The sequence below is a fragment of the Actinoplanes solisilvae genome (assembly GCF_003999975.1).
In the GTDB taxonomy this organism is placed as follows: domain Bacteria; phylum Actinomycetota; class Actinomycetes; order Mycobacteriales; family Micromonosporaceae; genus Actinoplanes; species Actinoplanes solisilvae.
In genome coordinates, this window is sequence record NZ_RJAC01000015.1 from 182448 (window position 1) to 207891 (window position 25444).

The window sequence follows — 25444 nt, forward strand, 5'->3', positions numbered from 1 at the left end:
TGTGGAGCGGATCTCCCCCGAACGTTCGACCTTCGCGCCGCCTGGCGCCGGCGGGTCAGCCCTTCACCGCGCCGGCCGTGAGCCCCTCGGTCAGGAAGCGCTGCCCGAAGGCGTACATGATGACCACGGGGAGGCTGACGAGCAGGGACGCCGCGGCGAGCTGGCCCTGCGGGACGACGTCGCCGGCGATCATCGACTGCATGCCGACGGGGAGGGTCTTGTACTCGTCCTTGGTGATGAACACGAAGGCGAACAGGAACTCGTTCCAGGCGTTGGTCAGTGTGAACAACCCGACCGCGAGCAGACCCGGCTTCGCGAGGGGCAGCACGATCCGGCCGAACGCCTGCACACGGGTGCACCCGTCGACGAGCGCGGCCTCCTCGAGGTCGATGGGGATCGACGAGAAGTATCCGGCCAGCAGCCAGGTCGCGAACGGCAGCGTGAACGTCGGATAGGTCACCACCAGCGACCACAGCGAGTCGGTGAGCCGCCACCCGATGAGGAGCTGGTAGAGCGGGATGAACAGCAGCGCGCCCGGCATCACATAGGTGAGCAGCACCGTGACGGTGAAGCCCTGCGCGCCGCGGAACCGGAGCCGGGCCAGGGCATAGCCGGCCAGGACGGCACAGACCAGCGCGACCACGGTGGACGCGGCGGACACGAGAATGGTGTTGAGATACCAGCGGCCGAACGGCTGGTTGGTGAACAGGGCGCCGAATTGCTCCAACGTCCACGGCATCGGCCACAGGTCGTCGGTGCGCGAGACGACCTGGCCCTCCGACTTGAAGGCCGTGACGGCGATCCAATACATCGGGCCGAGCACGAAGGCCAGCAACCCGGCCATCGCCACGCCCGATCCCACCTTCGAGAGCAGAGCCGACGTACGCCGTCCGCCTCTGGTTCGGAGCTCGGAGACCACGCGCCCGACCGCCGCCGCGATCAGCAGAATCACGCCGAGGACGGCCGCGGCTCTCCAGAAGATCTGCGGCGACGCCCAGAACAGCAGCACGGTGACCGCGGCGGTGAACACCCACGGCAGCGCCCGGCGGGTCGGCCCGGGCATGCGGGTGCCGGTGTCGTCGCGCAGCAGCCGGACCAGGAAGAACACGAGGCCGGCGATGATCGGGAGCATGACCAGGGTGACCGCCGCCCCGGCCCCGTACTGGAGTTGCAGGATCGCCTTCGAATAGGCGACCAGCACGTACGGCGCGGTCACGTCGCCGGGGCCGCCCTGGGTCAGCAGCCAGATCAGGTCGAAGTTGTTGAACGTCCAGATCGACGACAGGGTCACGGTCACGGTGATCACGTGGCGCAGGCCGGGCAGCGTCACGTGCACGAACCGCTGCCAGGTCGAGGCGCCGTCGATGGTCGCCGCCTCGTACTGGTCGGCCGGAATCGCCTTGAGCCCGGCAAGGAAACAGACAGTGAAGAACGGCACGCCCTTCCACACGTTCACGAGGATCACCGACGGCATGGCCAGCGACGGATCCGACAGCCACCCCGCCGGCCAGGCGTCGACGAGGTTCAGGCTGGCCAGCAGCGGTCCGATCCCCGAGATGGTGAGCAGGTTGTTCACGCTGCCGAAGATCGGGTCGAGCAGCGAGCGCCAGCTGAACGCCGTGACCACCGTCGGCACGACCCACGGCACCAGCAGGAGCCCGGTCAGCACCGCCCGCCCCCGTCGCCGATGGTGCAGCAGCAGTGCCGCGGCGAGCCCCAGCACCACCTTGAACACCTCGGCCCAGGCGGTGAAGACGAACGAGTTCACCACACCCGTACGGAACTGGTCGTCGCCGATGAGGGCGAGGTAGTTGTCCAGTCCGACGAACACGCTCTCGGACCCGTGCCGCTCGGTGGTGCTGGTGACCATCGAGCGGACGATCGGCACGAGCACGAGCGCCCCGACCAGGATGGCCGTCGGAGCCAGGAACAACGTTGCCAGCCGCCAGTCGCGCCCGAGCCGCCGCTGGACCTTGGTCAGGGAGCCGAGCGCCGGCCCGGGCGATCTCACTGCGGCAGCCCCTGCTGGGCGAAGATCTGCACCATCTTCGCGTGGGCGGCGCTCACGGCCTGCGCGGGCGCGGCGCCCTGTACGACCTGCTGCATCATGTCGGTGAGGACGTAGGCGGCGACGACGGCCTGCTGACCGGCGCTGGCCTTCTGCGGGAAGGTCAGTTCGTTCTTGGTCTTGAGCGGCAGCGGCTGCTGCGACATGGTGCGCAGCATCGGGAAGGCCGGGTCACCACCGGCGAAGTACGGGTCGGCGTCCCAGACCTTGTTCCAGGCGGGCATCACCAGGCCGGGCGCCTCCTTGGCCACGCCGACCAGCGCGGGCGCGCTGACCAGGTACTGCGCGAGCAGCTTGGCCAGCGGCGCGTTCTTGGCCCCCTTGAAGACCGTGAACCCCTGCGACTGGCCGAGCAGCAGCGACTTGTCGGTCGCCGGGCCGGTGCAGTCGGAGAACACGTGCGTGTTTTCGTACACCGGGTTCTTCTTGGTCTTGGAATCGGCGTAGACGCTGAAGCTGTTGCGCGTGTAGCCGAGCACCCCGGCCAGCCAGTTCTCGTTGTTGCTGGTGTCGGTCCAGCTCGCCACCCCGGGCGGGAGCATCGGCTTGTACTTCGGATTGGTGTAGATGTCGCCCAGGAAGGTCACCGCCTGCACCGTCTCGGGCGAGTTGAAGGTGACCTTCTTCCCGTCGTTCGAGGCGATAGCCCCACCGTACGAGTTGATCAGCGCCTCGATCATGCCGTTGCCGTCGCCGGAGCGGTTCACGGTCATTCCCCACCCGAACCGCCGCTTGCCCGGATCGGAGATCTCCAGGCACACGTCCCGCAGTTCCTCCCAGGAGTAGACGTCCTTCGGGGTGATGCTCTTCTCCTGCATCCAGTCCTTGCGCAGGAACGACCCGATCCCGATGAAGTGGTAGGGGATCGCGTACCACTTACCGTCGAAGACGCAGAAGTTCTTCGCCGTGGCGCAGGGCTCGCCGTACACGGCGGTCAGCGCCTGGACGACGTCGGTCACGTCCTCGAGGTCGCCCAGCGCGTGGAACTGCGCGATGAACCGCGAGTCGGTCATGAACGCCATGTCCCGGGCCACGCCGCCCTTGACCTCGGCGTCGATCTTGGCGACCACGTCGCCGGCGTCAGCCTGGACCAGGCTGTTCTCGATCTTCGTGCCGGTTGCCTCGGCGAACTTCTTGACCGAGGCGTCGAGCGCGTCGTTCGCCGCCGTCGAGTAGAGCTTCTGCGACAGCAGGCCCATCGCGGAGCCCTTCAACGAGGCCGCGCCGTCGAGCAGTTCCTTCGGGACCTCCGGCACCACCGCGGTGGGCGAGTCGGAAGTGCCTCCGCAGGCGGCCAGGCCGGCGGCGCCAAGAACTCCCACCCCCATCCCCAGAAAGCCGCGCCGGGACCACAACGGACTGTCCCCCATGCCCATCGCCTCCTTCACCACTGTTCGAAATTTCGAATTGACGTTCGAGATATCGTCTGGAGTGGACGCGACGCTAGAGCACCACCTTGAGGGGTGTCAATGTTTCGATGCTGTATCCGCCGATTAAGGCTGAGTCACGTATCCCATGCGCATGGACAGCGTGGCCGCGGCCTCTTTCACGAGACCCGGCCACTCGGCCTCGGCCTGCGGCGACCAGCGGATGATCGGGGCGGAGATGCTCATCGCGCCGATGGTCGCGCCGGAATGATCGCGGATCGCCGCGGCGACGCACCGCATGGCGCTGTCGGACTCGCCGACGTCCACCGCGACTCCCTCGGCCCGCACCTGGTCGAGATATGCTCGCAGGCGGTCCGGGTCGGTGATGCTGTTCGGCGTCATACCCGCCAGGTCCTTGCTCAGCACGGCGTCCAGGCCGGCCGGGTCGAGGCCCGCCAGCAGCGCCTTGCCGACGGCCGTGCAGTGGGCCGGCAGACGCAGCCCGACGCCGGACACCATCCGTACGGGATGGGTGCTGTCGACCTTGACGAGGTAGACGACGTCGGCGCCGTCGAGCACGGCCACGTGAACCGCCTCGTCGCAGGCCGCCGCCACGTCACGGGTGACACTCTGCGCCTCACGCACCAGGTCGAGCCGCCCCGAGAAGGCCGCGCCGAGCTGGAACACGGGCATGCCGAGCCGATAGTGCACCGGCTGACCCGGCACGGCGACCAGATACGACCGCTCGACGAGCGTCACCAGCAGCTCGTGGACCGTGGTGCGGGGCAGGTCGAGCCGCTCCATGATCTCGCGGGCCGACAGTTGGGGGCGGACCAGGAACAGCTCGAGAATGTCGAGAGCGCGGATGACCGCCGGTACCACACGAGCCATGTTTCAAAGCCCCTTCCTCGCCGCCCGTGAAGGGTAACCGCGTCCCTGTTCCCACAGGAGGATCAGATGCCCGTCTCCCTGCACCATCTGCCCGGCGGCCGCTGGGCGGTGCGCGACGACGATCGGTGGGGTTCGCTCGACGGCACGCTCGCCGACCTGCTCGCTCTCCCTCTCGACCAGGCGCGCGCCGTGATCTCCACTTTCGGGGCCGAGCGCGGGGACTTCCCGGCGTCGGCATTGCCGCCTGTCGACCGACAGGAGATCTGGGCGGCCGGGGTGACATACCTGCGCAGTCGTGACGGCCGCAAGGAAGAATCCCGGCACGGCCATCTCTACGACCAGGTCTACGACAGCGACCGGCCCGAGCTCTTCTTCAAGTCGAGCCCGTGGCGCGTGGTCGGCGACGGCGACGCGGTCGGCGTCCGCGCCGACTCGGGCTGGGACGTGCCCGAGGCCGAGATCGGCGTGGTGCTCAACGCGGGCGGGGAGATCTTCGGCTACACCCTGGGCAACGACATGAGCAGCCGCTCGATCGAGGGCGAGAACCCGCTCTACCTGCCCCAGGCCAAGGTGTACGACCGTTGCTGCGCGCTCGGTCCGGCCATCATCCCGAGCTGGGCCGCCGGCCCCGGCCCGTTCGAGATCGGCTTGCGGGTGCTGCGTGAGGGCCAGGAGGCGTACGTGGGAAAGACCTCGACGGCGGCGATGGCTCGCGATTTCGCCGACCTGGCCGGGTGGCTGTTCCGGGCACTGAGCTTCCCGTACGGAGTGATCCTGCTGACCGGCACCGGAATAGTCCCCGACGCCGACTTCACCACCCACCCCGGCGACACGATCGAGATAACGTCCCCCGCTCTCGGCACGCTGAGCAACCCGGTCATCGCGGTGGATCACGCTATGCGATAACCGACCCCCGGCGTCGTCGCGATGACCGGCGGACTGCCGAGTTTGCGCCGCAACCGGCCGACGGTCACGGTGACCGTGTTCGTGAACGGGTCGGCGTTCTCGTCCCAGACCTGCTCCAACAGGATCTCGGCGCTCAGGAAGCCCGGGCTGGCCCGCAGCAACGCCTCCAGCACGGCGAACTCCTTCACCGAGAGGGCGAGGTGCCGTCCGTCGCGAACGGCGGTCCGACGTACCGGGTCCAGCGTGATCCCGGCGGCCCGCAGAGTGCGGGGCCGTGCGTCCGGCCTGCGGCGGGCCAGCGCGCGGACCCGCAGGATCAGCTCGGGGAAGTGGAAGGGTTTGCCCAGGTAGTCGTCCGCCCCCAGGGTCAGGCCGCTGACCCGGTCGCCGGGCGCGCTCGCCGCCGTCAGCATCAGCACCATCGGCCGGTCGGCCCGCTCGGTGATCATCTGGCACAGCAGGTCACCGTGCAGTCCGGGCAGGTCGCGGTCCAGAACCACCACGTCGTACGAGGAGACGTCGAGCTTGGCCGCCGCGGCGAGCCCGTCGTGCGCGAGGTCGACCGCCATTCCCTGGTCGCTCAGCCCTTCCGCCAGCACCTCGGCCAAGGCGTGATCGTCCTCGACGACCAGAATCCTCATGAGGCCACCTGCACCGGCGGCAGGGTGATCGCGACTCGCAGGCCGCCCTCCGGACGAGCGGTCAGGACGAGCCTGCCCCCGTGAGCGGCCGCGATGGCCGACACGATGGACAGACCCAGGCCCGAGGAGCCGGTCCGCTCGGCGCCGAGACGTTCGAAGGGCTGCGCCAGCCGGTCGACCCGCCCCTGGTCGAGGACCGGCCCGCCGGTCTCGACGAGCAGTCCCGTGCCGGAGGTCGTGATGCCGATCCAGCCGCCGTCCTCGTTGTGCGCCACGGCGTTGTCGACGACGTTGCTCACCATCCGTGCCAGTAACGCCGGGCTGCCCCGAGTCTCCGTCGCCGATGCCACGTCCACCTTCACGCTCAGCGATTTCCGCCGGATGTCGACGGCCCTGTCGTGCAGCGCCGCGCCGATGAGCTCACCGAGGTCGACCGTGGTGGCGTCGGCCGGCGCGCCGTGCTGCGCCCGGGCCAGCACCAGGAACCCGTCGAGCAGGTGATCGACCCGGTCCACCTGCGTGCGGAGACGATCCGCGAGCGCCACCGTCGAGGGCGCCGGATCGGGCTTGGCCACCGCGACGTCCAGCGAGGCCCGCATCGTGGCCAGCGGTGTACGCAGCTCGTGGGAGGCGTTGGCGACGAAGCGGCGCTGCGCGGTGAACGACGCCTCCAGCCGGTCGAGCAGTTCGTCGATGGTGTCAGCGAGGTCCTTCACCTCGTCGGCCGGCCCGGTGACGGCCAGCCGCCGGTCCAGGCTGTCGGCCGAGATCCGCCGCGTGGCGCCGGTGATGAGCCGCAGCGGCCGCAGCACCCGACCGGCCAGCACGCGGCCCAGCAGCAGGGAGACGACCGCCATCACGATCAGCGCGAGCAGGGCGCCGACCAGCAGTTGACGAGCCTGCTGGGTGTGCACCGCGGCCAGTTCGTCCTCCAATTGCCGCACGTGCTGCCGCACCGCGGCGAGGCTCTCCCCGGCGGGCCGGTTCCCACCGGGGGCGACTGTGGTGACGCGGCCGCCGGAGAGCAGAAAAGTCAGGCCGAGCAGCCCGATCCCCGACCCCAGGAACCCGACGGCATAGAAGATCGTGAACCGTAGCCCCACGGTTCCGCTGCGCAGCCCGAACATCTGCTCAGCATGCCCGCCGATACCTAACAGCAGCGTGACAAGGCCGGTTCGAGCGGTGTTACCCGCGATTCCGTAGAACCGGCGTCATGCCAATCGTCGAACTCCTGCGTCAATGGACCACGTGGCGCCGCGTGACCGCGCTGACCGTCGCGGCCCTCGCGATCGTCGCCCCCGGCCTGCTCTACGCCTTGGGCAGCGGATCATCCTGCTCAGGGCCGTGCCCGGCCGCCCCCGTCAGCGACAGATTCTGGTTCCTGCACCGTGAGCTGGGCCCCGAGGGAAGCATCACGGTCCGGATGACCGCGATGACCGGGACGATCACCTATCCCCCGCCGGACCACGACCGGATCGTTTCGGGACTCGTCCCCTGGGCGAAGGCCGGGATCATCATCAAGGACGGCGTGCGGCCCGGCTCGGCGTACGCGGCCCTCATGATGACCGGCGCTCACGGCGTGCGTTTCCAGCACGACTATCGCCACGACGTCGCCGGGAGCGCCGAGCCGGTGTCGGCGCAGTCCCCGCGCTGGCTCCGGCTGACCCGCTCGGGCGACACCGTCACCGGATCCGAGTCGGCGGACGGCCGGCACTGGCGCACCGTCGCGACAGCGAAGCTGGACGGGCTGCCACCCACCGTACAGATCGGCCTGTTCGCCACCTCGCCCGGCGACCTCACCCTCCGGAAAGTCGCACTGGGCGGCAGCATCGAGGAGGTCCGGTTCACCCAGGCGGTCGGCCGGTTCGACAACGTCGTCGTCGAGGGCGGCACAGCCGGCACGTGGGCGAGCGACCCGGTCGGCGAGATGAACCACACCGACTGGGAGAAACTCCACCACGCGTCGGGCGCCGTCGAGAAGAACGGCGTCATCACGGTCAGTGGAACCGGCGACATCGGTCCGATCGGCGAGGACGGCGTGCCCTACACCGCCGAGAAGTCCCTCACCGGCGTGCTGGTCGCGCTGATCATCCTGCTGGTCGTCGCGGTCCGCGACGGCGCCCGGACAGCTCGCGCCTCCGGCCGGGGGATCGCCGGCCGGGCCGCTCTCGTCGCGGGGATCGCCTTCGTCCCCGGTCTGATCGCCGTCGGCATCGTCGTGCCGGTGACCGTCGCCGCCCTCCCGATGCAGCCGATGTCGATGCCGGCCCTCGCCCGGGTGATCGTCGGCGTCCCCGGGGCGCTCGCCCTCTGCGCCGCCCTGGCGTTCGGGCTCGGCGTGTTGTTGCGACGCGGGTGGGTGGCTGTCGTCGCCGTGCTGTCGCTGATCGCGCTGCCCTACGCCGTCACGGCCGTCCCCCTGGTGCCCGACCCGGTCGCCGAGTGGCTGTTGCGGGTCACGCCGGCCGCCGGCTTCGCGGTCAAGCAGACCGTGCAGGAGTTTCCGCAGGTCACCGCGCATTATGCACCGTCGGCGGGCTACTTTCCGCTGCCGTGGTGGGCCGGTCTCGCCGTCCTGGCCGCCTACACCGTGATCGTGGTGCGGCTGGCCGATCAGGCAAACCGATGAGTTCGACCGGCACGCCGAGTCAGACTCCCGAGAACTGATCCGTCCAGAAGGAGATGTTGGACATGGCTATGCCACCCGTTGCCGACGGTGCCGACGTCGACGTGTTGCCGTACGGGCGGCAGGAAGAGTGGCAGGACTCGCCGCAGGGCTGGCCGCAGTCGCCGGCTTACAGCGGCTGGCTCGACTCACCCGATGTCGCCCGGCTGTACGGCGCCGGCTCATCGGGCAACTTCGGCGGGCAGTAGCCGGAAGACCCGGGCGTGCGCGGCGCGGGCCTGCCGGGTCACATAGCCGATCAGCGGGCCGGGCGCGGTGACCGTCGTCGTCTCCCGCACGAGGGTGCCCTGATCGTTCGGGGTGACCGTCATCGCCACCGCAAGCAGCACGCCCGGCCCGGCGCCCGTGTCCGTGCGGAACGACATATCCGACGTGCGGGTCACCCGCGCCGCGAACCGGATCGTGTATCGGATCGGCCCCAGCCGCGGCCGCTCGACGACACGCCAGTCCCGCCACGGTCCTTCACCGCCGGTGCCCTCGTCGACGACGGTCGCGCTGACGAGGTACGGATGCAGTCCGCGATGCCGGTCGAACGACGTGAGGAAATCGAGGACCACCTCGGGCGGGGCCTCAACTTGAGTCGTGAGCTCGAACGTCCTGGTTGCCATGGGGACAGCTTCGCAGCCAACCACCGCTTAGTCGACATAGGACGAATCTTCAGCCGGGCTCGGACTCGTGCCCGGCCGGATGGGAGCGCACCAGGCCGGCGTAGGCCCGCTCGGCGGTGATGTCGCCGGTGATGACGCCGTGGATCGTGCGGGTTATCGGCATGGCGAGCCCGTGCCGGTCGGCCAGCTGCACCGCGGCGTACACGGTCTTGACGCCCTCGGCGACCTGGCCCATCTCCGCCAGAATGTCGTCCAGGCTCCGCCCGCGGCCGAGCTGCTCACCGACGTACCGGTTGCGGCTGTGCGGGCTGATGCACGTGGCCACGAGGTCGCCCATGCCGGCCAGCCCGGCGAGCGTGCTCGGCTCGCCGCCCATGGCGACCGCCAGCGTCGTCAGCTCGGCGAGCCCTCGGGAGATCACCCCGGCCCGGGTGTTGTCGCCGACGCCGAGGCCTTGCGCGATGCCGGTGGCAATCGCCACGACGTTCTTCAGCGCCCCGCCGACCTCGCAGCCGATCACATCGTGGTTGGTGTAGACGCGAAGCAGACCCCGGCGGAACACCCGCTGCAGTTCCGCGGCGACGGTAAGGTCCTCCGTCGCGATGACAGTGGCCGCTGCCATGCCCGCCATGATCTCTTTGGCCAGGTTGGGCCCGGTGAGCGCGGCGGCCGGGTGCCCCGGCAGCACGTCCTTGATCACCTCGGTCATGCGCAGCAGGGAGTCGCGCTCGAGGCCCTTGCTGAGGCTCACCACGGGAATCCACGGGTGCAGGTCAGGCCGTACGCGTTCCAGCGTGTCGCGGAACGCTCCGGTGGGCACGCCGACGACGAGCAACTCCGCGTGCGCCGCCGCCTCGGCCAGGTCTGCCGTGGCACGAAGCCTGTCCGGCAGCGGGAAGCCTTCGAGATAGCGCTCGTTGGTGTGCTTGGCGTTGATCTCGTCAGCCGCCGCCGGGCTGCGCGCCCAGATGAGCGACTCGTGATCTCGCCGGGTCAGCACGGACGCGACCGTGGTGCCCCAAGAACCCGCACCCAGCACGGTGATCCGCATGGTCCCCCTCTCGATTCCGCTCTTGGCGAGCCGAGAATACGGCGGCGGGGCCCGCTGTGGGGTGAGGTGACCTCAGGACCATCCCCCGACCGGACGACCGCTGATGACCGCGTTGGGGCGTTGTGCGCCCGCACGCTGCGGAAATACTGTCGAGGACGTGGACTACCCGATCCTGATGGCAGTCGACGACGACGTCGACGCGCTCCGCGATCTCGAGCGGGAGCTGGCGGAGCGGTATGCGCGGCACTATCGCGTTGTCGCAACGCGGTCCCCCGAGGAGGCGTACGCGACTCTCGAGGAACTGGCGATCTCCGGTGAGGAGGTTGCCCTGGTCCTGACCGGGCAGCGGCTCTCCGGCGCGACCGGGATCCCGGTGCTGGAGGCCGCCCGCCGCCTGCACCCGCACGCGAAGCGGGGCCTGGTGATCGCCTGGGGCGACTGGGGAAAGCCGGCGATCGGCGAGGCGATCTTCGAATCCATGTCTCGCGGCCTCATCGACCACTACATGCTGCGGCCGTCCGCACCGCCGGACGAGGCATTCCACGTCGAGGTGTCGAGTCTGCTGCTCGCCTGGGCCGAAGCGCGGCGGGCGATGCCGTACATGGTGCACATCATCGGCGAGGCGTGGTCCGGCCGGGCTCGACCCCCACGCCAGAGGACGAGCCACGACGGTGATCAGGAGCCGCTGAATCCGTCGTCGACGGTCGTGGCATTCGGTCATCTCGCCGAACAGCTGGGTGGAGAAGTAGAAGCACCGATGGCTTCGTGCAGCTCCCTCACGACACGTTCCGGCTCGGCGAGGCAGCGCCAGGCCGGCACCCGCCGCACTTCCACGACCGCGGCGATGATGTCGAGCCGACTCAGAATTCGGCGTAGCCGCCGTCCCTCCGGATCACCCTCGGGATCGTCCACCAGCACCGCCAGCTTCTTGTCGCCGAGGCCGAGCGTCAAATCGACGGGGTAGCCCGGCAGCGGCGTGCCCCATTGCACGGTCAGCCCGGCATCGCGCAGCCCGGGGATGAGCCGGTCGACCGGCCGCGGGCCGACGTCGGCGTCGTCGGTCGCCGGCACGGGCGGCACGGAGAACGCGGCGAGCAGCCCTCGCTGCCCGGACCACCACGACCTGTCCCCCACGACGATCAACTGAGACTTGGCGCGGGTGATGGCGACATTCCACAGGTTCGTCTGGTTGACCAGCCAACCCCGGGTGCGCTCGCCGATGCCCTGGGCACCGACCGGCGAGATGACCATGATGTCTCTCTCGCTGCCTTGAAACTTGTGGATGGTCGCGCACAGCAGATTGTCACCGAGCCCCGCCTCCTTGAGGGCTCGGTCCAAGGTCCGCTGCTGCTCGGCGAGCGGGGTAACCACTCCGATGGAGGCGTCCGGATATTCGTTGCGCCGCCGTCTCACCTCGTCCACTACCGCCCGCACCTCGTCGAAGTTGCGGCCGGACCCGGTGGCACCCCGGCTGAAGCGGCCCGGCACATCCACCCAGCAGGTCGCGGGTTCGGCCGGTGCGGCCAGCCGGGATGGGTCGGTGAGCACGGTCAGCCGGTTCTGATATACAACCCGGTTCGGCGCGTCGATGATCTCCGGGTGGCAGCGGTAGTGCTCGTCCAGCAGGATCGTGCTTCCGGCCGCGGTCGCGAACGCCTCGTACGCGGAGTGACTGCGGTAGATGAGCCGGCGGTTCATCAGCCACTCGTGCCCGAGCCCGTGGCGGGCTTGTTCGCCTCGGTCGTCGGCGTCGGAGAGTTCAACCACCGGGGCGAGCTGACGCGGGTCGCCGATGATCAGGGCGCGTTTCGCCCGATAGAGCATCGGCAGGACGGCCGCAGGAGTGCATTGGGCGGCTTCGTCGATGACGACCAGGTCGAACAGCCCGGCCTTGGGCAGCAGGCGCCGGGCCGACATCGCGGTAGTCGCCCAGCCGGGCAGGACGGCCAGAAGCTCGGTCATGTACGCCCAGCTTCTCCCGTCCGGCTTCGCCATCTCGTCGGCCCGGTTCCGTAGCAGGGTCGTGCCGGCGGCCACGCGGGCGGCGATCTGGGCACGCAGGAGCCGATCGCTGTGCTCCGGCCGGGTGCGCTGATGCAGGGTTCGCAACCGCTCCCAGGCTTCCTCGGCGCTTCCCGGTCGAGACGTGAGTTCTTGCCGCCGCTCGCGCCAGCACTGCTCGATGACTGCTTGCTCACCGAGGGCGGTGATCGCCGCGCGGTCGAACACTCCTCGTGACCGCAGGCGTCTGCGGTAACACCATCCGAACCACCGGCTTCGCAGTGCCCGGTCGGTGAGGTGGACCAGTGCGGCCAGGGCGGAGTCGTCGGTGTCGGCGAGTGCGAGGTCCCGTTCGATGGCGAGGTCGGCGAGGTCTCGTTCGAGCAGGCGGCGTTGGTCAAGATCGTGGCGCAGCCGGATGATCTCTTGCGACGCGAGCCGCAACTCGTTCCACGGCCCGCGAGCGTCCGGCACCGGCGGCGGCCACGCCTGCATCACCTCGGCGAGGTATTGCGGTTCCTGCTGCCGGTATTCCTTGTTCCCGGTGCGCAGCACCAGACCGGGGCCGACCATGCCGGTGACCCGTTCGACGACCTCGTTGACCGCCTGGTTGTTGGTCGAGCCGATCAGCACGCCCTGTCCGGCCGCCGTGGCAGTAGCCAACAACGCTGTGACCAGTTGGCTCTTGCCGGTGCCCGGCGGCCCCTGCGCGACGGTCAGGCGGCGGCTCATCGCCGCCCGAATGATCTCCTCCTGAGTCTCGTTGACCGAGCTCAGCGAGACCGTCAAGACGTCGTTGTCCGGCCCACCCTCAGCGTCGGCCTCACTCGACAGGGCGCCGAGGGCGGTCGATGCGATCTTTCCCGCGTTCTTGGTGATGTCTTGCAGGTCCTCGATCAGCTGCCGCTCCGGAGACTCCGTGCTGCCGGCGGCAAACAGCATTCCGGCGTTCTGCACCCGGTTGATCGGCCCGGCGTTGAGCCTTCCGACCAGGTTCTCAGGGTCGAGGGCGGACACCGGCTTCACGCCGAACGTGCTTGCCACCAGATTGACGGCCTTGGCGAGGGACTCACGATCGCCGGGTTCGATCAGTTCGGCCACGGCCTGACGCAGCTCGTCCGCCTCGACCGCGGCCAACTGGAAATGGTCGATCAGAGCGGGACTGGGCTGCGGCGGCGCCGGATGCGCCAGCCCGTCCTCGCCGACGGTCAAGTCGGCGACGAGCAGCGGCGCCAGGCGTACCTGCTGCCTGCCCTTCTTCCGCAAAGCCACGACCGGGTAGCCGTACTGCAGGGAACGGCCGCCATCCGCAGCGAGCCTGGCCAGCCCCAGACCGCGATCTTTGAGAGGAATCGCCTCGGCGGCCGACAGCATGATCTCGCGACCCGGGGGCGCGGCAAGGTACGAGTCCTTGTCGGCCAGGTTCACGAAGAACTGCAGGACAGCGGAGCGTTGCAGGCAGTCGACGTAGTAGCTGAGCAACCGCCGCCACCGTTCGGTGTCGAAGGGTGCGTCATCGGGCTCCTCCGTCCGCACGCTCGGCGGCCGCTGCACCCGTTCGCCCTGCCCGGCCACCAGCGGGATCGGGTCGGTGACGCCCTCACTCGACTCGACCGGCTTCTCTTGGCGGCGGCGCGCCGTCTCCGTCATCGCGTACCGCGAAAGGTCGCTGACGGTGATCCAGCCGTCCTCAGCAGTCGACTGTGCCGCCCCGCGCAGGCCGGCCAGCAGGACCTCGGTGAACACCGACGGCCGGTCCGGTCCCTGCGCCTTCGACGCCTTCAGGTGGCTGCTCGACTGGAGCATGAACGTGCCGCGCTCGCGCTTGAGACGGCGGGGCTCCTGCCGCACGCCGCCGCTGAACCGGTGGCGCGCGGTGAACGAGCCCGAGAAGCAACAGTCCAGAAGGACGACCTTCTGACTGGCCTTGGTGTGGTTGAGCAGGTGGCGCAGCACGCCCTCGACGTCGAACGCGGTGGTGTGCAGCAGGGTCGTATCGGTGTCGACAGTCCCTAAGAACAGCGACTGCCGGTCATCGTGCTGGATGCCGTGACCGGAGTAGTAGAACAGGGCGAGATCACCGGTACGCCGCGCGCCGTAGAACTCCTCGATGACCTGCTTCATGTGCACGGCCGGCAGGTCGAGGTGGTGTTCGACGCTGTCGAAGTCGCCGTCGGTGTCCAGCACCGTTCTCAACTGTTCGACGTCCTGGCGGACGCCGGGTAGGGCGGCGAGCTTTGGGTCGGCGCGGTACGTCGCGGTGCCGAGCACCAGCGCGTGCCGGCTCAACAGTACGTGCGTTCGATCGCGTTCCGGACGATGTCGATCATCTCGGAAGCCTGCGCCTTAGTCGGTTGATCGATCGTGAGTTCGATGTCGCCGACCTTCAGATGCGCCCTACGACCGCGATTGCGGCCGAGGAAACCCACAACCAGGTCGACCAGAGCCTGCGCGTAGCCGGGGTCGGCGGTGGCGACGACAGCCAGCGTTCCCAGCACCACCTCGCCGACACCTTTGCTGTCGGGGCTCACAACGGCATCGAGCCGGCGCACCTCGCCGAGGTCACGCAGGTCTTCGGCGAGCTCGTCGGTCACCAGGTCGAGGGAGAAATCATCGTCCTCCGGCAGGGAGGTGAACCTGACCTCGACGACGACCTCCGACACCGGTACCTCCCGCTGAGCCGCGACTGAAACGCCCCTGCAACGCTACGGATCGTAAAAACCGCAGCGTTGAATTTGTCGGCTTCCCGACTGGGATTCGGCTTGCCAGACGGGAGACACCCCGCTCACCCCGGCACGACCATCACCGGGTGGGGGTGATCCGATCTTGGTCAGCGGGACTGCTGCTCCACGTCCCGGGCCATCGCTCGCAGGGTTGCGCCGAAACCGATACGGCCGGCCAAAGACAACAATGGTCCGGCGAGTCTTGTGACGCGATGAGGAGTCACAGCCACGTCCTCGTCCCAATCGACTCGGCACCGGCCGGAGTGCAACGGCACCACCGAGAACCCGGCTCTGCCGCGCACCACCCGGCCCCGCTTGACCACCTCGCAGCGGCCCGGCCCGTCACCCGGCGCGTTCCCGCCCGGCGGCCGCCACAGCTCCACCGTCATCGGGTCGTCGAACGCCAACCAACCGATCCCAGTCCGGGCGACGAACTCCACACCGACACCGTTGGGCCGGGATGTCGTCACCCGCACAACCGTCAACGGCGCCCAGTCGCCGTGCCGGCGCCAGTCCACCATCGCGGCCCACACCGAGGCGGCCGGCGCACGCACCTGCTGGGTGACGGTAAACCGGGCCATACGGCGACTCCTGTACTCGGATGGGGCTCGAGGTCAGCCCAGCGTTGCCTGGCCGGCCGCCAGGCCACGAGCAAACACGAGATCACCACGTGAGGTTCCGCTCCCGCCAGATCCGTTCCCACCGGCCGTACGGGATATCCCGATTCAGACTGCCAGTTCGCATGAAGATCATCGTTGGCCCGCGCTACCGTTATGCGAAATCCGTTCGGACGGTCGTCGGCGACTCGCTGCCCGTACAGATGGCCAGGTCACGGGTGTGAGGCACGAGGAGATTCCCCGACAGCACCCGAAGACCAGTTGACGCACTACTCGATCTCTCTAAGGTAACTCAGATCGCAACCAGCGCGGTTGAAATGTAACGACGGCCCGAGGATGGCCGGCCAGGTTGACCCCGATGGGGGCAAACCCGCGACTACCACGGGGGCACTGTGCACTTTCTCGTTCTAGCAGGCGCATCGGTGGCCGGAGCACTCGCCGCAGTGGTCCTCGCGGTTCGTGCGCTCGTGACGCTGCGCAGAAACGGGGGACGTCCGCAGCGGGGATGGCTGCGCACAGCAGGACTCCTGGCCTGTTCAGGCGCCGTGTCCCTGTACGTGTGGGGGATGCTTCACGTGCTGGCGGCGGTCATGCAGGCGGAGGACGGGGGCGCCGGCTCCTCCCCTCTCGGGCCATGTCGTGAGGCGGGCGATCAGGTCGCGGGCCATGTCGTTGGGTATGACGTCGGGTATGTGTGGCTTCGATTCGACTGCCGGCTCAGCGATGGCGGCACATATACGACCTCAGCCGTGCCCGGGTACGTCAACCCGGCCACGGCAATTCTCGGAGTATCCGCCTTCGTCCTCGCTGTCATGCCCGCGGAACGTGCCAACCGCCGGACGCTCGTCCCTCCGAGCGAGAGGCACGATTCCTGAACGAGTAACGGCGGCACGCCGACAGCTCCGGGGTTGGTCGGGTGGTTTGAGTGTGCGGTGCGGCCCCATCGATATCCTCGACGCGGTCGGCCAGCTTGACCTCAATCAGCAGGTCGCCACGGACTGCGAAATGCCCCTACTCCGTCGACGCGGGTCCGCTCCCGGCTGCTCGACAGGTGTGGCGACAACGGAGCCTGGGTATCGACCCCGACAAATGATTGAAGCGGGGAGGGTTTCAATGTCCTATGCGAACACTCAATCGGCGACCACGACGGGAACGGACGTCCGGGTAACCGGGCGGCGGGTCGTGGCCACCCTCATCGACGGCGTCGTTCTGGGCGGCATCGGCGGCGTCATCTCGTCACTGTTCGGGGAGACGACTACCGGATCAGGATTCGCCTATACGCGGTTGTCGCCCGGCGGGAGCCTGCTGCTGTTGGTGATCACGATTGGCTACTACGTTCTGCTGGAAGGGCTACTCGGCCGCACCCTCGGCAAGATGGTCACGGGCATCCGGGTCGTCGACGCGAACACCGGGAACCGGCCCGGCATGGGCGCGGTCGTCATCCGCACGCTGCTGCGCATCATCGACGGGCTGGTCGGCTATCTGGTCGGTTTCATCGTGGTGTTGTCGACCGAGCGGCGGCAGCGGATCGGCGACCTGGCCGCCAAGACGCTGGTCGTGCGCAACTGACCAGCGTACCACGGTTCGCCGCGTGGCCGGTGATCTCGATCCCGGCCACGCGGCTGTCGGGAGCTGAGCGGAGACGGCGGCTCGAGGCTCGGGAGTGGACCTCGAGACCGCAGTCCTGCCAACTGGCCGGCGCGATCGGCTGATCAAAGTCCCGGCTCTTGCTCCGACCACCGGATTGTCATCGGCACCGCCACCGTCTCTATCGGCTGACCCGAACGGCCCCTGGAGCAACTGTCCGGGGGCCATGTTCACGACCTTCGACCAACTCGGCCCAGCACCCCGCCCGACTCGTTCGCCTCGTTGCTCGGCGCGCGGCACTGCCGCCTCGCACCGCGATCATGCAGGCCGAACGCGATCTGGACCGGGCCGTGACACTTCTGCGGGTACGCCGTGAGGCTGCCCTCGACGCTGCGGGACGGCTCGACGCGGCCATGGCCGGGCAGGCCGCCGCCGCCACAAAGCTGCGCCGGGCCGGCGCCGACCGCTCGTTGCCGGTGGAACGACTCGACTCGACCGCCGCGGCACTGGACCGGTTCGGCGGCCGCCTCTCGCTCCCGCTTCTGCTGCTGCCGTGCCGCCCAGCGCTCCTCACCGGCAGCAAGCAGGTCCCCGGCGGTCCGACGCTCTCCGGCAGAGCCCCAGCCGCTTGCGCAAATCGGCGAGATGATGCGTACTGACCCAGGCTTCCGTCCGTCGCCGTGGCTGCGGTGATCAGCCTGTCCCTGCTGCCCGCACCCGGTGCGACTTTCTACAGTGGATGTCCGGTGCTGACGTCCGTCGTCAGAGCCAGGTTGCGGCCCGCCTCCACGTCGCTGAGCAGCGACTCCACACGAGCCTTCGCCAGCCCGTACGAGTCGGAGCCGAGCACCTGATGCAGTGGCGACGCGCTGTTCGAGGCGACCTCGATGACGGCCGCCGCCACCTTGGCCGGGTCGCCGAGCTGGGTGCCCGGCATCGCGAGGTGTGCCGTGGTCATCTCCCGGATCGCGCTGTACCCGTCCACGGTCGACGCGGGCAGACCAAGCGAGACCGGACGCAGGAAGTCGGTCCGCGTGTAGCCGGGCTCGACCAGCGAAACCCTGATGCCGAACTCGGCGACCTCGGCCGCGAGCGACTCGGAGAGTCCCTCCAGGGCGAACTTGCCGGCGCAGTACAGCCCCCACCCCCCGAACGCGGTCAGGCCGAGGATCGACGACACGTTGATGACATGTCCGCGGCGTGCGGACCGCATGCCGGGCAGCACGGCACGCAACACGTTCCAGACGCCGAAGATCTGCACCTCGAACATGCGCCGGACCTCGGCGCTGCTGGTCTCCTCGACCGCGCCGAGGAACCCGTAGCCGGCGTTGTTGACCACGACGTCGATCCCGCCGAATCGGTCTGCGGTCGCGGTGATCGCGGCGGTGACGGCCCGCTCGTCGGTGAGGTCGAGTTCGACCGGCAGCAGCCGCGTGCGGTCGACGTCGTCGAGAGCGGCAGTGAGGCGTTCGGCGGAGCGGGACGTGGCCGCGACGTTGTGCCCCTGCGACAACAGTTGCCGGACGAGTTCGAGGCCGAGGCCTCGGGAGGTGCCAGTGACGAACCATGTGTTGGACATGGCTCCATGCTCGATCGCCCGGACCTGGCCGGACACGGCTGAGCAGGCCCAACGCTACCTGGGAACGACATGCCCACCCAGGCCGTGTGTACCGGGCGGGGATGGTGCGACCATCGGGGCATGGCAGCTTCGCGTTCGGATCTGGGCGACTTCCTGCGCAGGTGCCGGGCCGGCCTGACGCCGGAGGCCGTAGGACTCGACGATGGTGGCCCGGTGAAACGGCGAGTGCGCGGACTGCGGCGCGAGGAGGTCGCTCAGCTCGCCGGGGTCAGCGTCGACTACTACACCCGACTGGAACAGGGCCGGCACTCGAGCCCGTCGGAGGCGGTGCTCGAAGCGCTGGCTCGCGTGTTCCGGCTCGAACCGGCGGGTCGCGCACACCTGGCCGACCTCGCCCGTCCGGTACGCCACAAGACGGCACAACCACCCGCGCAGCGTGTGCGGCCGGCCATGCAGCAGCTGATCGCCTCGATGAGCGAACATCCAGCCCTGATCCTCGGCCGACGCACCGACGTGCTCGCCGCGAACACGCTGGCCCGGGAGCTGTTCACCGACTGGACCAGGATGCCGCCGCGGGAACGCAACTACGCGCGGTGGATGTTCCTGGATCCGGCGGCGGCCGAGCTGTTCCTCGACTGGCGCACGGTGGCTGCCGAGGTGGTCGGCACGTTGCGCCTCTACGCCGGGCGTCATCCCGACGACGTACGGCTGAACGAGCTGGTCGGTGAGCTGACCATCAAGAGCGCCGAGTTCTCCGCGTGGTGGAACGGACACCAGGTGCACGAGCGCACCCATGGCATCAAACGGGTGGCTCACCCGGCCGTGGGCCCGATGACGCTCCGGTACGAGGCGCTGCCGCTACCCGGCGACGCGGACCAGGTGCTGTTCATCTACCACACCGACCCGGGCAGCAGCTCGCACGACAATCTGGGCCTGCTGTCGCTGCTGTCCCGCGGGACAGCCGCACCGCGCGGCGGCCGTGTCCAGCTGGACTCGTCCTCACCCCGGACCGAACCACCCGAGCCCCACAAGCGAGCCTGAGAAGCCGCCGGTGGGACACGATGACCACGAATGCCACGCAAGCGCGGGCCGGTCCGTCGGGGACCGAACCGCTTCGCTCGAGGTGTTCAGCCCAATACCTCGACCCACCCGGTGTCCATGTTGTACCGGGCTCCGACGACCGCCATCGCACCTTTCTCGACCCGTTCCCGGACGATGCCGCTTTGCGCGAGGATCCCGGCGGCCTGTGCCTTCACGTTGGCCCGGACCCCCGCCTCGACCGCGTCCGCGTCCTTCGCGTACGGAGCGACGATCGGCTCCAGCGCCGCCAAAATGGTGCCGATGTGCCCCGGTGCCGTGCCGCCACCGTTGATCGCAGCGATCGTCGACTGGATCGCGCCGCATCGCTCGTGGCCTAGAACGATCAGCAGCGGTGGGGCGAATTCCTCCACCGCGTATTCCATGCTGCCCAACAGTAGATCGTCGACCAGGTTGCCGGCCACCCGGTTCACGAACAGGTCACCGAGGCCTTGATCGAAGAGCAGTTCTGCCCCGACCCGCGAGTCGGCGCAGCCCAGCACGATCGCGAACGGGTCCTGGCGGGCGGCGATCTGCCTCACCCGCGTCGGCGTCTGATGCGGGTGTTCGGCATGACCGCCGACGAACCGTCGGTTACCGGCGAGCAGCACGGCCAGGGCTCCGTTCGGCGTTCGGGGTGCGGCAGCCGTCGCGCATGCCTCCGCCACGACGGAGCCTTCGAAACCGGTCGAGCCGGCCACGGCACTGCCGGTTCTGAACGGCGAGCGGCGGAGAAGCGATTCGGTCATGCTGGGGCTCCAGACTGAGTCGGGGGTGACCCCGGCACAATTCGGCCGGTCGAGCCCGAATACGAAGGTCCGTGGACTTCCCCACGCCTCCTCAACTCTCGAGCCCTTCCCCCGGCGCAGCACCCGCCGTCCTGCCGCGAAGTCCGGCGGTGGCGACCTCCTCGTGCGGAGGGCCAGCTCGATGCGACCCGGTCCGGCGTTCAACCGAGCCGGCGCCGGTGGCGATGGAGAACGCCTGCGACGGTCGGATCCGAGCGAACTCTCGTCAAAGGCGGAGGCAGAGGGACGAACAGCCCACCGACCTGGCGGCGGGCAGCCGGGCTCGGACGCACCGAACCCACGCTAACGGCATTGCAACCCAATGCTCACCGGCGTTCGTTAACCACTGTCGCCTACCAGTCGAACGGGATAACGAGATCGTTTACCGGAATCAGGAGCAGACATGTCGCGTTCGAGTTTTTCACTGTCTGAGACAGGTGTGGAGCAGGCCGCGGCTCAGATTCTCAGCCACGAGTTCTGCCTGGTGATCGTGGATGCGGGCACCGGGGTCGTGCGGTCGGCCGACGCGGCCTTCTGCTCACTGATGGGATTGCCGGCGGACGAGGTCGCCGGGGAGACTCTGGGCGCGTTGTGGGGCGTGCCCGGGCCGGTGGTACAGGCCCTGGTGCAGACGGGTCCGAAGGGACTCGTACCCGCCGAGGTGGTGGCGTGGCCGGGCTCGGAGCGGCAGCGCACGCTCGCCGTGACGGGGGCCGAAGTCGACGACCGGGACGCGGTGCTGCTGGCAGTCGAGGACCGCACCACGGCCCCCGGTGACGAGGCGCAGCGGGCCTCCCAGCGGCACGCCGAGGACGATCGGGGCAAAATCATCGCCCTCAACCGCTCCCAAGCGGTGATCGAATTCGATCTGTCGGGCACGATCCTGGACGCCAACCAGAACTTCCTCGACACCGTGGGCTACACCCGCGAGGAGGTGGTGGGTCAGCACCACCGCATGTTCGTGTCGGAGCACGAGGCCCGCGGGACCGCGTACCGCGAGTTCTGGAAGGCGCTGGGTGAAGGACAGTTCCAGACGGGGGTGTACACCCGGTTGGCCAAGGACGGCCGGCCGCTGTCGTTGCGGGCGACCTACAATCCAATCCTCGGCGCCGACGGCCGACCGGTCAAGGTAGTCAAGTTCGCCGCGGACATCACCGCCGACCGGCAGCGCACCGCCGAGTTCGAGGGCAAGATCGCCGCGGTCAGCCGGTCCCGGGCGATGATCGAATTCGACATGGACGGCACCATTCTGACCGCGAACCAGAACTTCCTGGACACCATGGGTTACACCATCGACGAGATTGTCGGACAGAACCACCGCATCTTCATGTCGCCGGGCAGCGCCGAGCGGCCGGAGTACGCCGAATTCTGGAAGCGCCTGGGTCGCGGCGAGTTCGAGTCCGGCGAGTTCAAGCGCATCGCCAAGGGCGGCCGGGAGGTATGGCTGCTGGCCTCGTACAACCCCGTCCTCGACGCCGACGGCCGGCCGATGAAGGTGTTCAAGTTCGCCGCAGACATCACCGAGGAGCAGCACCGCACCGCCGAGTTCGAGGGCAAGGTCGCCGCGATCAGCCGGTCTCAGGCCGTCATCGAGTTCGACCTAGACGGCACGATCCTGACCGCGAACCAGAACTTCCTCGACGCCATGGGCTACACCATCGACGAGATCGTCGGACATCACCACCGCATGTTCGTCGACTCGGCGGAGACCTCCGGGGCCGCATACATGCTGTTCTGGGAGCGGCTGGGACGCGGCGAGTATCAAGGCGGGGAGTACCGGCGCATCGCCAAGGACGGCCACGATGTGTGGTTGCAAGCCACCTACAACCCGATCCTCGACGCCGACGGCCGGCCGGCCAAGGTGATCAAGTTCGCCATCGATGTAACGGCTGCCAAACAACGCACCGGCGAGTTCGAGGGCAAGGACACGGCGATCAGCCTTGCCCAAGCGGTCATCGAGTTCGACCTGGACGGCAACATCCTGGCCGCGAACGACAACTTCCAGCGCACGATGGGCTACACCGAGCGGGAGCTGATCGGTCAGCACCACTCGATGCTGTGCCCGCCCGACTACATCGTCTCGCCCGAGTACCGCGACTTCTGGCACCGGCTCGGAGCCGGTGAGATCCACGGCGGCCGGTTCCACCGGGTCGGCAAGTACGACCGGGAGGTGTGGATTCGGGCCAGCTACATCCCCATCCGCGACCTGCACAACGTCGTCTACAAGGTGGTCAAGTACGCGTACGACATCACCGACCAGGTCCTGCTGGAACACCAGCTGGCCACCAAGACCCACGACATGAAGGCGTCGGTGACCTCGCTGACCACGGCAATCGACGAGATCACCACGGCCGCCACGCGGGCCACCACCTTGGCCGACACCACTCACCACAACGCTCAGGAGGGCTACGAGGAACTGCGCAAGTCGATCGAAGCCATCGAGCTGATCCAGAAGTCGTCGGAGCAGATCGCCGCGATCGTCACGGTGATCGGTGAGATCGCCGGCCAAACCAACCTGCTGGCGTTCAACGCCTCCATCGAGGCCGCGCGCGCCGGTGAGCACGGCGTCGGCTTCTCGGTGGTCGCCGGCGAGGTACGCAAGCTGGCCGAACGATCCTCGGCCGCCGCTCGCGAGATCAGCCAGCTGATCCACGAGTCCGCAGGCCGGGTCAGCCAGGGCGCCACCGTCAGTCAGCGCGCGCAGAGCTCCTTCGGGCAGATCCTATCCAATGTCGCCGAGACCAGCAGTACCATCCGCCGGATCGCCGCCTCGACCGAGGAACAGCAGACCGTGTCGCATCACGTCGCCCAGCTCATCACCGAGCTGGTGGACAGCAGCGCTGCGTCATGACGACCGCCGCCGCCCCTACCCTCTACGGCGTCTTCCGCACCGGCGGTCTGCGGCTGGCGCTGCCGCTGGAGGAACTTCGTGAGGTCATCGTCCGGCCGGCCGAGTTCAGCCCGCTACCGACCGCGGGGGCCGGGCTGCTCGGCGCGGTCAACCTGCGCCATACCGTCATCCCGGTGCTCGATCCTTGCCTGCTCGCCGGGTATCCGTCGGCGGCCGGAACGGGCGAGGTCATCATCATCGTCTCCAGCGACGGCCAGCTGTTCGGTCTGCTCGCCGACGCCATCGAGGGCTCGACTTACGTCGCCGGCGACGCCCTGCTCGCGGTGCATATCGGCGGGAACGGACCGGCCCTGTTCTCGCACACCTTCGAGCGCGACGACGACAGCGCCGTCATCGCGTTGCTGGACGCCGCCACCATCGTCGGCATGCCGGGGATCCCCGCCGTCACCGACCCTGCCCAGCGGCCGGACCGGGCCGTCACCGCAGCCGCCGCCGCGGGACAGGGCCAGGCGCCCCGCCGTACCCTGCTGATGTTCGATTGCGGCGGCATCGGTCTGTGCATCGATGTCACGTACGTGCACACCGTCGTGCCCGACCTCACGTTGCGAGCCTCACCCCTGGACGGCCCGATCTGCCGGGGCGTCGCCCACCTCGACAACCACGCCGTCCCGGCCATCGACCCCATCACGCTGCTCGGCCTGGGACGGCAGCCGCGCACCGACACCCACCGTGGCGTCGTGATCTCCCTGCCACGTGGGCTGATCGCCCTGACCGCGACCGACGTCACCGACATCACCACGGTGCCCACCGACGACATCCTGCCCATCCCCGCGCTACGGAACCCGGATCACGGCCTACTCGCCGGGCTGCTCACCACCGACGACCGCCAGTACCTCGTCCTCGACGGGCGCGCGCTTCGAGAGAACGTCGAACTGGCCGAGTTCGGAGCGATGAACATGCGGCTCGATTCACAGGCCGCCGAGGCGGTCCCGCCGGGCGACACCGGCGTCGCCGGGCGGGACCGGCACAGCATCATCCCGAGTGCGCGCAAGTTCCTCACGTACAGCGTTGGGGTCGAGGCCGCCACACCGCTGGAGCAGATCGACGAGATCCTGCCCTACCCCAGCCGCTATGTGCGCCTCGACGAGGCACCCATGATCGGCATTTTCGCCCATCGCCACACGACGATTCCGCTGATCAACCTGCCCGTGTTACTCGGGCATCAGCACGATCCCGATCCCGACACCGACCGGGTACTGCTGGTGACCATCGCCGGCACCACCGTCGGATTCGTCGTCCCGGACCTGCACGCGATCGAACAGTCCCTTTGGGAGGAGTCCAACACGGCCGCTGGCGGCCTCCGGCAACGGCCGCTGGTCAGCATCGGCACGCCCGAGGAGAACCGGCTTGTGCCCCATTTCGACCTTACCGCCATCGCCACCGAACATCTCCACCAGCGCCGCGGCCACACCGAAAGGGCGGATCCGGTTACACCGCTGGACAGCGCACCCGCGATGGTGCAGCCGGCTCGGGTCGGTTGACCGACGGTGGTTGCCGGGCCCTCGTAGGGGCCTAGCAGTCCGTTGGTCGCTATCGTCGAGCGGTGCGAGGAGGACGACGACCGGTCGGGGTGGGTACGTCCATTCACTCACCCAGTAGGTGAATCACGAGACCCGCGATCCGTTCGCCGGACTCGTGGACCTGCTCAGGCGGCTCGGTGCGGTGACCGGCGACGACAGTGCGACTGTCGTCGTGACATCTCTGGGCCGGTGGTCGCTGGCCATTGTTGAGGCCGACTGGCCGCGCACCATCACCCTCGACATGCCGGCCGATGTGGCAGCTGCACTACGACCCGAAAACCGTTCGGGCCTGGATCGCCCGCTCGGAGATGCGTGGCCGTAGTGGCCGCAAGCCTGGCAAGCAGCCGGGGACCTCAGGCACCACGTTGTCGCAGGTAGCGGTCCCGGACGAGAGGCCTGACAGCATCGCACAGGTAACTCGGC

Annotated in this window: 21 protein-coding genes; 9 read left to right on the forward strand and 12 right to left on the reverse strand. The window is 68.7% G+C overall.

The window, feature by feature from the left end; translation table 11 throughout:
* Positions 1–55: 55 nt before the first annotated feature.
* The 3 genes from EER30_RS31035 to EER30_RS31045 form a co-directional block, all read right to left on the reverse strand.
* Complete coding sequence (locus tag EER30_RS31035) at positions 56–2011, reverse strand: ABC transporter permease (RefSeq protein ID WP_127504189.1); 1956 nt, start codon at positions 2009–2011, stop codon at positions 56–58.
* Complete coding sequence (locus EER30_RS31040; RefSeq protein ID WP_127504190.1) at positions 2008–3438, reverse strand: extracellular solute-binding protein; 1431 nt, start codon at positions 3436–3438, stop codon at positions 2008–2010. The genes EER30_RS31035 and EER30_RS31040 overlap by 4 nt, the downstream gene beginning before the upstream one ends.
* Positions 3439–3561: 123 nt before the next feature.
* On the reverse strand, positions 3562–4326 hold the full coding sequence (locus EER30_RS31045; protein ID WP_127504191.1) for an IclR family transcriptional regulator: 765 nt from the start codon (positions 4324–4326) through the stop codon (positions 3562–3564).
* A gap of 66 nt (positions 4327–4392) precedes the next feature.
* Between EER30_RS31045 and EER30_RS31050 the strand changes: the two genes are divergently transcribed.
* Positions 4393–5232, forward strand: a complete 840-nt coding sequence (locus tag EER30_RS31050; protein ID WP_127504192.1) for a fumarylacetoacetate hydrolase family protein — start codon at positions 4393–4395, stop codon at positions 5230–5232.
* On the opposite strand, the gene EER30_RS31055 is transcribed toward EER30_RS31050, so the two are convergent.
* Positions 5217–5873: a response regulator transcription factor gene (locus EER30_RS31055; RefSeq protein WP_127504193.1), complete on the reverse strand. Its 657-nt coding sequence runs from the start codon at positions 5871–5873 to the stop codon at positions 5217–5219. The two genes, EER30_RS31050 and EER30_RS31055, sit on opposite strands and share 16 nt — an antisense overlap.
* Complete coding sequence (locus tag EER30_RS31060; RefSeq protein WP_127504194.1) at positions 5870–7000, reverse strand: sensor histidine kinase; 1131 nt, start codon at positions 6998–7000, stop codon at positions 5870–5872. Before EER30_RS31060 ends, EER30_RS31055 begins: the two co-directional genes overlap by 4 nt.
* Before the next feature lie 86 nt (positions 7001–7086).
* Here EER30_RS31060 and EER30_RS31065 point away from each other — a divergent pair, with 86 nt between their 5' ends.
* Together EER30_RS31065 and EER30_RS31070 are read left to right on the forward strand one after the other, a co-directional pair.
* A complete protein-coding gene (locus EER30_RS31065; RefSeq protein WP_127504195.1) occupies positions 7087–8502 on the forward strand; it encodes a DUF1349 domain-containing protein in 1416 nt (471 codons plus the stop codon).
* A gap of 62 nt (positions 8503–8564) precedes the next feature.
* Entirely contained in the window at positions 8565–8747 is a 183-nt protein-coding gene (locus EER30_RS31070) for a hypothetical protein (RefSeq protein ID WP_127504196.1), read from the forward strand.
* On the opposite strand, the gene EER30_RS31075 is transcribed toward EER30_RS31070, so the two are convergent.
* The 5 genes from EER30_RS31075 to EER30_RS31095 form a co-directional block, all read right to left on the reverse strand.
* On the reverse strand, positions 8721–9167 hold the full coding sequence (locus tag EER30_RS31075; protein ID WP_127504197.1) for an SRPBCC family protein: 447 nt from the start codon (positions 9165–9167) through the stop codon (positions 8721–8723). The two genes, EER30_RS31070 and EER30_RS31075, sit on opposite strands and share 27 nt — an antisense overlap.
* Before the next feature lie 49 nt (positions 9168–9216).
* The gene (locus EER30_RS31080) at positions 9217–10218 is read right to left on the reverse strand and encodes an NAD(P)H-dependent glycerol-3-phosphate dehydrogenase (protein ID WP_127504198.1); all 1002 of its coding nucleotides are present in this window, start codon (positions 10216–10218) and stop codon (positions 9217–9219) included.
* Positions 10219–10935: 717 nt separating this feature from the next.
* Positions 10936–14508 (reverse strand): AAA domain-containing protein, encoded by a 3573-nt coding sequence (locus tag EER30_RS31085; protein WP_127504199.1) that lies wholly within the window; start codon positions 14506–14508, stop codon positions 10936–10938.
* The gene (locus EER30_RS31090) at positions 14505–14882 is read right to left on the reverse strand and encodes a hypothetical protein (protein ID WP_127504200.1); all 378 of its coding nucleotides are present in this window, start codon (positions 14880–14882) and stop codon (positions 14505–14507) included. Before EER30_RS31090 ends, EER30_RS31085 begins: the two co-directional genes overlap by 4 nt.
* 167 nt (positions 14883–15049) lie before the next feature.
* Positions 15050–15523, reverse strand: coding sequence for an SRPBCC family protein (locus EER30_RS31095; RefSeq protein ID WP_127504201.1), 474 nt, complete (start codon positions 15521–15523; stop codon positions 15050–15052).
* Between the two features lie 1149 nt (positions 15524–16672).
* Between EER30_RS31095 and EER30_RS47400 the strand changes: the two genes are divergently transcribed.
* The gene (locus tag EER30_RS47400) at positions 16673–17128 is read left to right on the forward strand and encodes an RDD family protein (protein ID WP_164842538.1); all 456 of its coding nucleotides are present in this window, start codon (positions 16673–16675) and stop codon (positions 17126–17128) included.
* Positions 17129–17496: 368 nt separating this feature from the next.
* Positions 17497–17805 (forward strand): hypothetical protein, encoded by a 309-nt coding sequence (locus EER30_RS31105; protein WP_127504203.1) that lies wholly within the window; start codon positions 17497–17499, stop codon positions 17803–17805.
* Between the two features lie 71 nt (positions 17806–17876).
* On the opposite strand, the gene EER30_RS31110 is transcribed toward EER30_RS31105, so the two are convergent.
* Complete coding sequence (locus EER30_RS31110; protein WP_127504204.1) at positions 17877–18725, reverse strand: SDR family NAD(P)-dependent oxidoreductase; 849 nt, start codon at positions 18723–18725, stop codon at positions 17877–17879.
* A 120-nt stretch (positions 18726–18845) separates the two neighbouring features.
* Between EER30_RS31110 and EER30_RS31115 the strand changes: the two genes are divergently transcribed.
* On the forward strand, positions 18846–19766 hold the full coding sequence (locus tag EER30_RS31115; RefSeq protein WP_127504205.1) for a helix-turn-helix transcriptional regulator: 921 nt from the start codon (positions 18846–18848) through the stop codon (positions 19764–19766).
* An 86-nt stretch (positions 19767–19852) separates the two neighbouring features.
* Here the strand turns inward: EER30_RS31115 and EER30_RS31120 are convergent, their stop codons facing one another.
* A complete protein-coding gene (locus EER30_RS31120; protein ID WP_127504206.1) occupies positions 19853–20551 on the reverse strand; it encodes a carbonic anhydrase in 699 nt (232 codons plus the stop codon).
* A gap of 478 nt (positions 20552–21029) precedes the next feature.
* On the opposite strand from EER30_RS31120, the gene EER30_RS31125 reads away from it, so the two are divergent.
* From EER30_RS31125 to EER30_RS31135, 3 genes are all read left to right on the forward strand, one after another.
* Positions 21030–23441 carry a methyl-accepting chemotaxis protein gene (locus EER30_RS31125; RefSeq protein WP_284699727.1) on the forward strand — a complete coding sequence of 804 codons (2412 nt, stop codon included), beginning with the start codon at positions 21030–21032 and terminating at the stop codon, positions 23439–23441.
* Positions 23438–24982 (forward strand): chemotaxis protein CheW, encoded by a 1545-nt coding sequence (locus EER30_RS31130; RefSeq protein WP_127504207.1) that lies wholly within the window; start codon positions 23438–23440, stop codon positions 24980–24982. Before EER30_RS31125 ends, EER30_RS31130 begins: the two co-directional genes overlap by 4 nt.
* Before the next feature lie 118 nt (positions 24983–25100).
* Positions 25101–25343 (forward strand): hypothetical protein, encoded by a 243-nt coding sequence (locus tag EER30_RS31135; RefSeq protein ID WP_127504208.1) that lies wholly within the window; start codon positions 25101–25103, stop codon positions 25341–25343.
* Positions 25344–25444: the final 101 nt, after the last annotated feature.

What these genes read in the sequence shown, in the direction of transcription:
- EER30_RS31040 (WP_127504190.1), bottom strand. Translation starts at nt 3,438, where the DNA reads ATGGGGGACAGTCCGTTGTGGTCCCGGCGCGGCTTTCTGGGGATGGGG.
- EER30_RS31045 (WP_127504191.1), bottom strand. Translation starts at nt 4,326, where the DNA reads ATGGCTCGTGTGGTACCGGCGGTCATCCGCGCTCTCGACATTCTCGAG.
- EER30_RS31050 (WP_127504192.1), top strand. Translation starts at nt 4,393, where the DNA reads ATGCCCGTCTCCCTGCACCATCTGCCCGGCGGCCGCTGGGCGGTGCGC.
- EER30_RS31055 (WP_127504193.1), bottom strand. Translation starts at nt 5,873, where the DNA reads ATGAGGATTCTGGTCGTCGAGGACGATCACGCCTTGGCCGAGGTGCTG.
- EER30_RS31060 (WP_127504194.1), bottom strand. Translation starts at nt 7,000, where the DNA reads ATGTTCGGGCTGCGCAGCGGAACCGTGGGGCTACGGTTCACGATCTTC.
- EER30_RS31065 (WP_127504195.1), top strand. Translation starts at nt 7,087, where the DNA reads ATGCCAATCGTCGAACTCCTGCGTCAATGGACCACGTGGCGCCGCGTG.
- EER30_RS31070 (WP_127504196.1), top strand. Translation starts at nt 8,565, where the DNA reads ATGGCTATGCCACCCGTTGCCGACGGTGCCGACGTCGACGTGTTGCCG.
- EER30_RS31075 (WP_127504197.1), bottom strand. Translation starts at nt 9,167, where the DNA reads ATGGCAACCAGGACGTTCGAGCTCACGACTCAAGTTGAGGCCCCGCCC.
- EER30_RS31080 (WP_127504198.1), bottom strand. Translation starts at nt 10,218, where the DNA reads ATGCGGATCACCGTGCTGGGTGCGGGTTCTTGGGGCACCACGGTCGCG.
- EER30_RS31095 (WP_127504201.1), bottom strand. Translation starts at nt 15,523, where the DNA reads ATGGCCCGGTTTACCGTCACCCAGCAGGTGCGTGCGCCGGCCGCCTCG.
- EER30_RS47400 (WP_164842538.1), top strand. Translation starts at nt 16,673, where the DNA reads ATGTCCTATGCGAACACTCAATCGGCGACCACGACGGGAACGGACGTC.
- EER30_RS31110 (WP_127504204.1), bottom strand. Translation starts at nt 18,725, where the DNA reads ATGTCCAACACATGGTTCGTCACTGGCACCTCCCGAGGCCTCGGCCTC.
- EER30_RS31115 (WP_127504205.1), top strand. Translation starts at nt 18,846, where the DNA reads ATGGCAGCTTCGCGTTCGGATCTGGGCGACTTCCTGCGCAGGTGCCGG.
- EER30_RS31120 (WP_127504206.1), bottom strand. Translation starts at nt 20,551, where the DNA reads ATGACCGAATCGCTTCTCCGCCGCTCGCCGTTCAGAACCGGCAGTGCC.
- EER30_RS31130 (WP_127504207.1), top strand. Translation starts at nt 23,438, where the DNA reads ATGACGACCGCCGCCGCCCCTACCCTCTACGGCGTCTTCCGCACCGGC.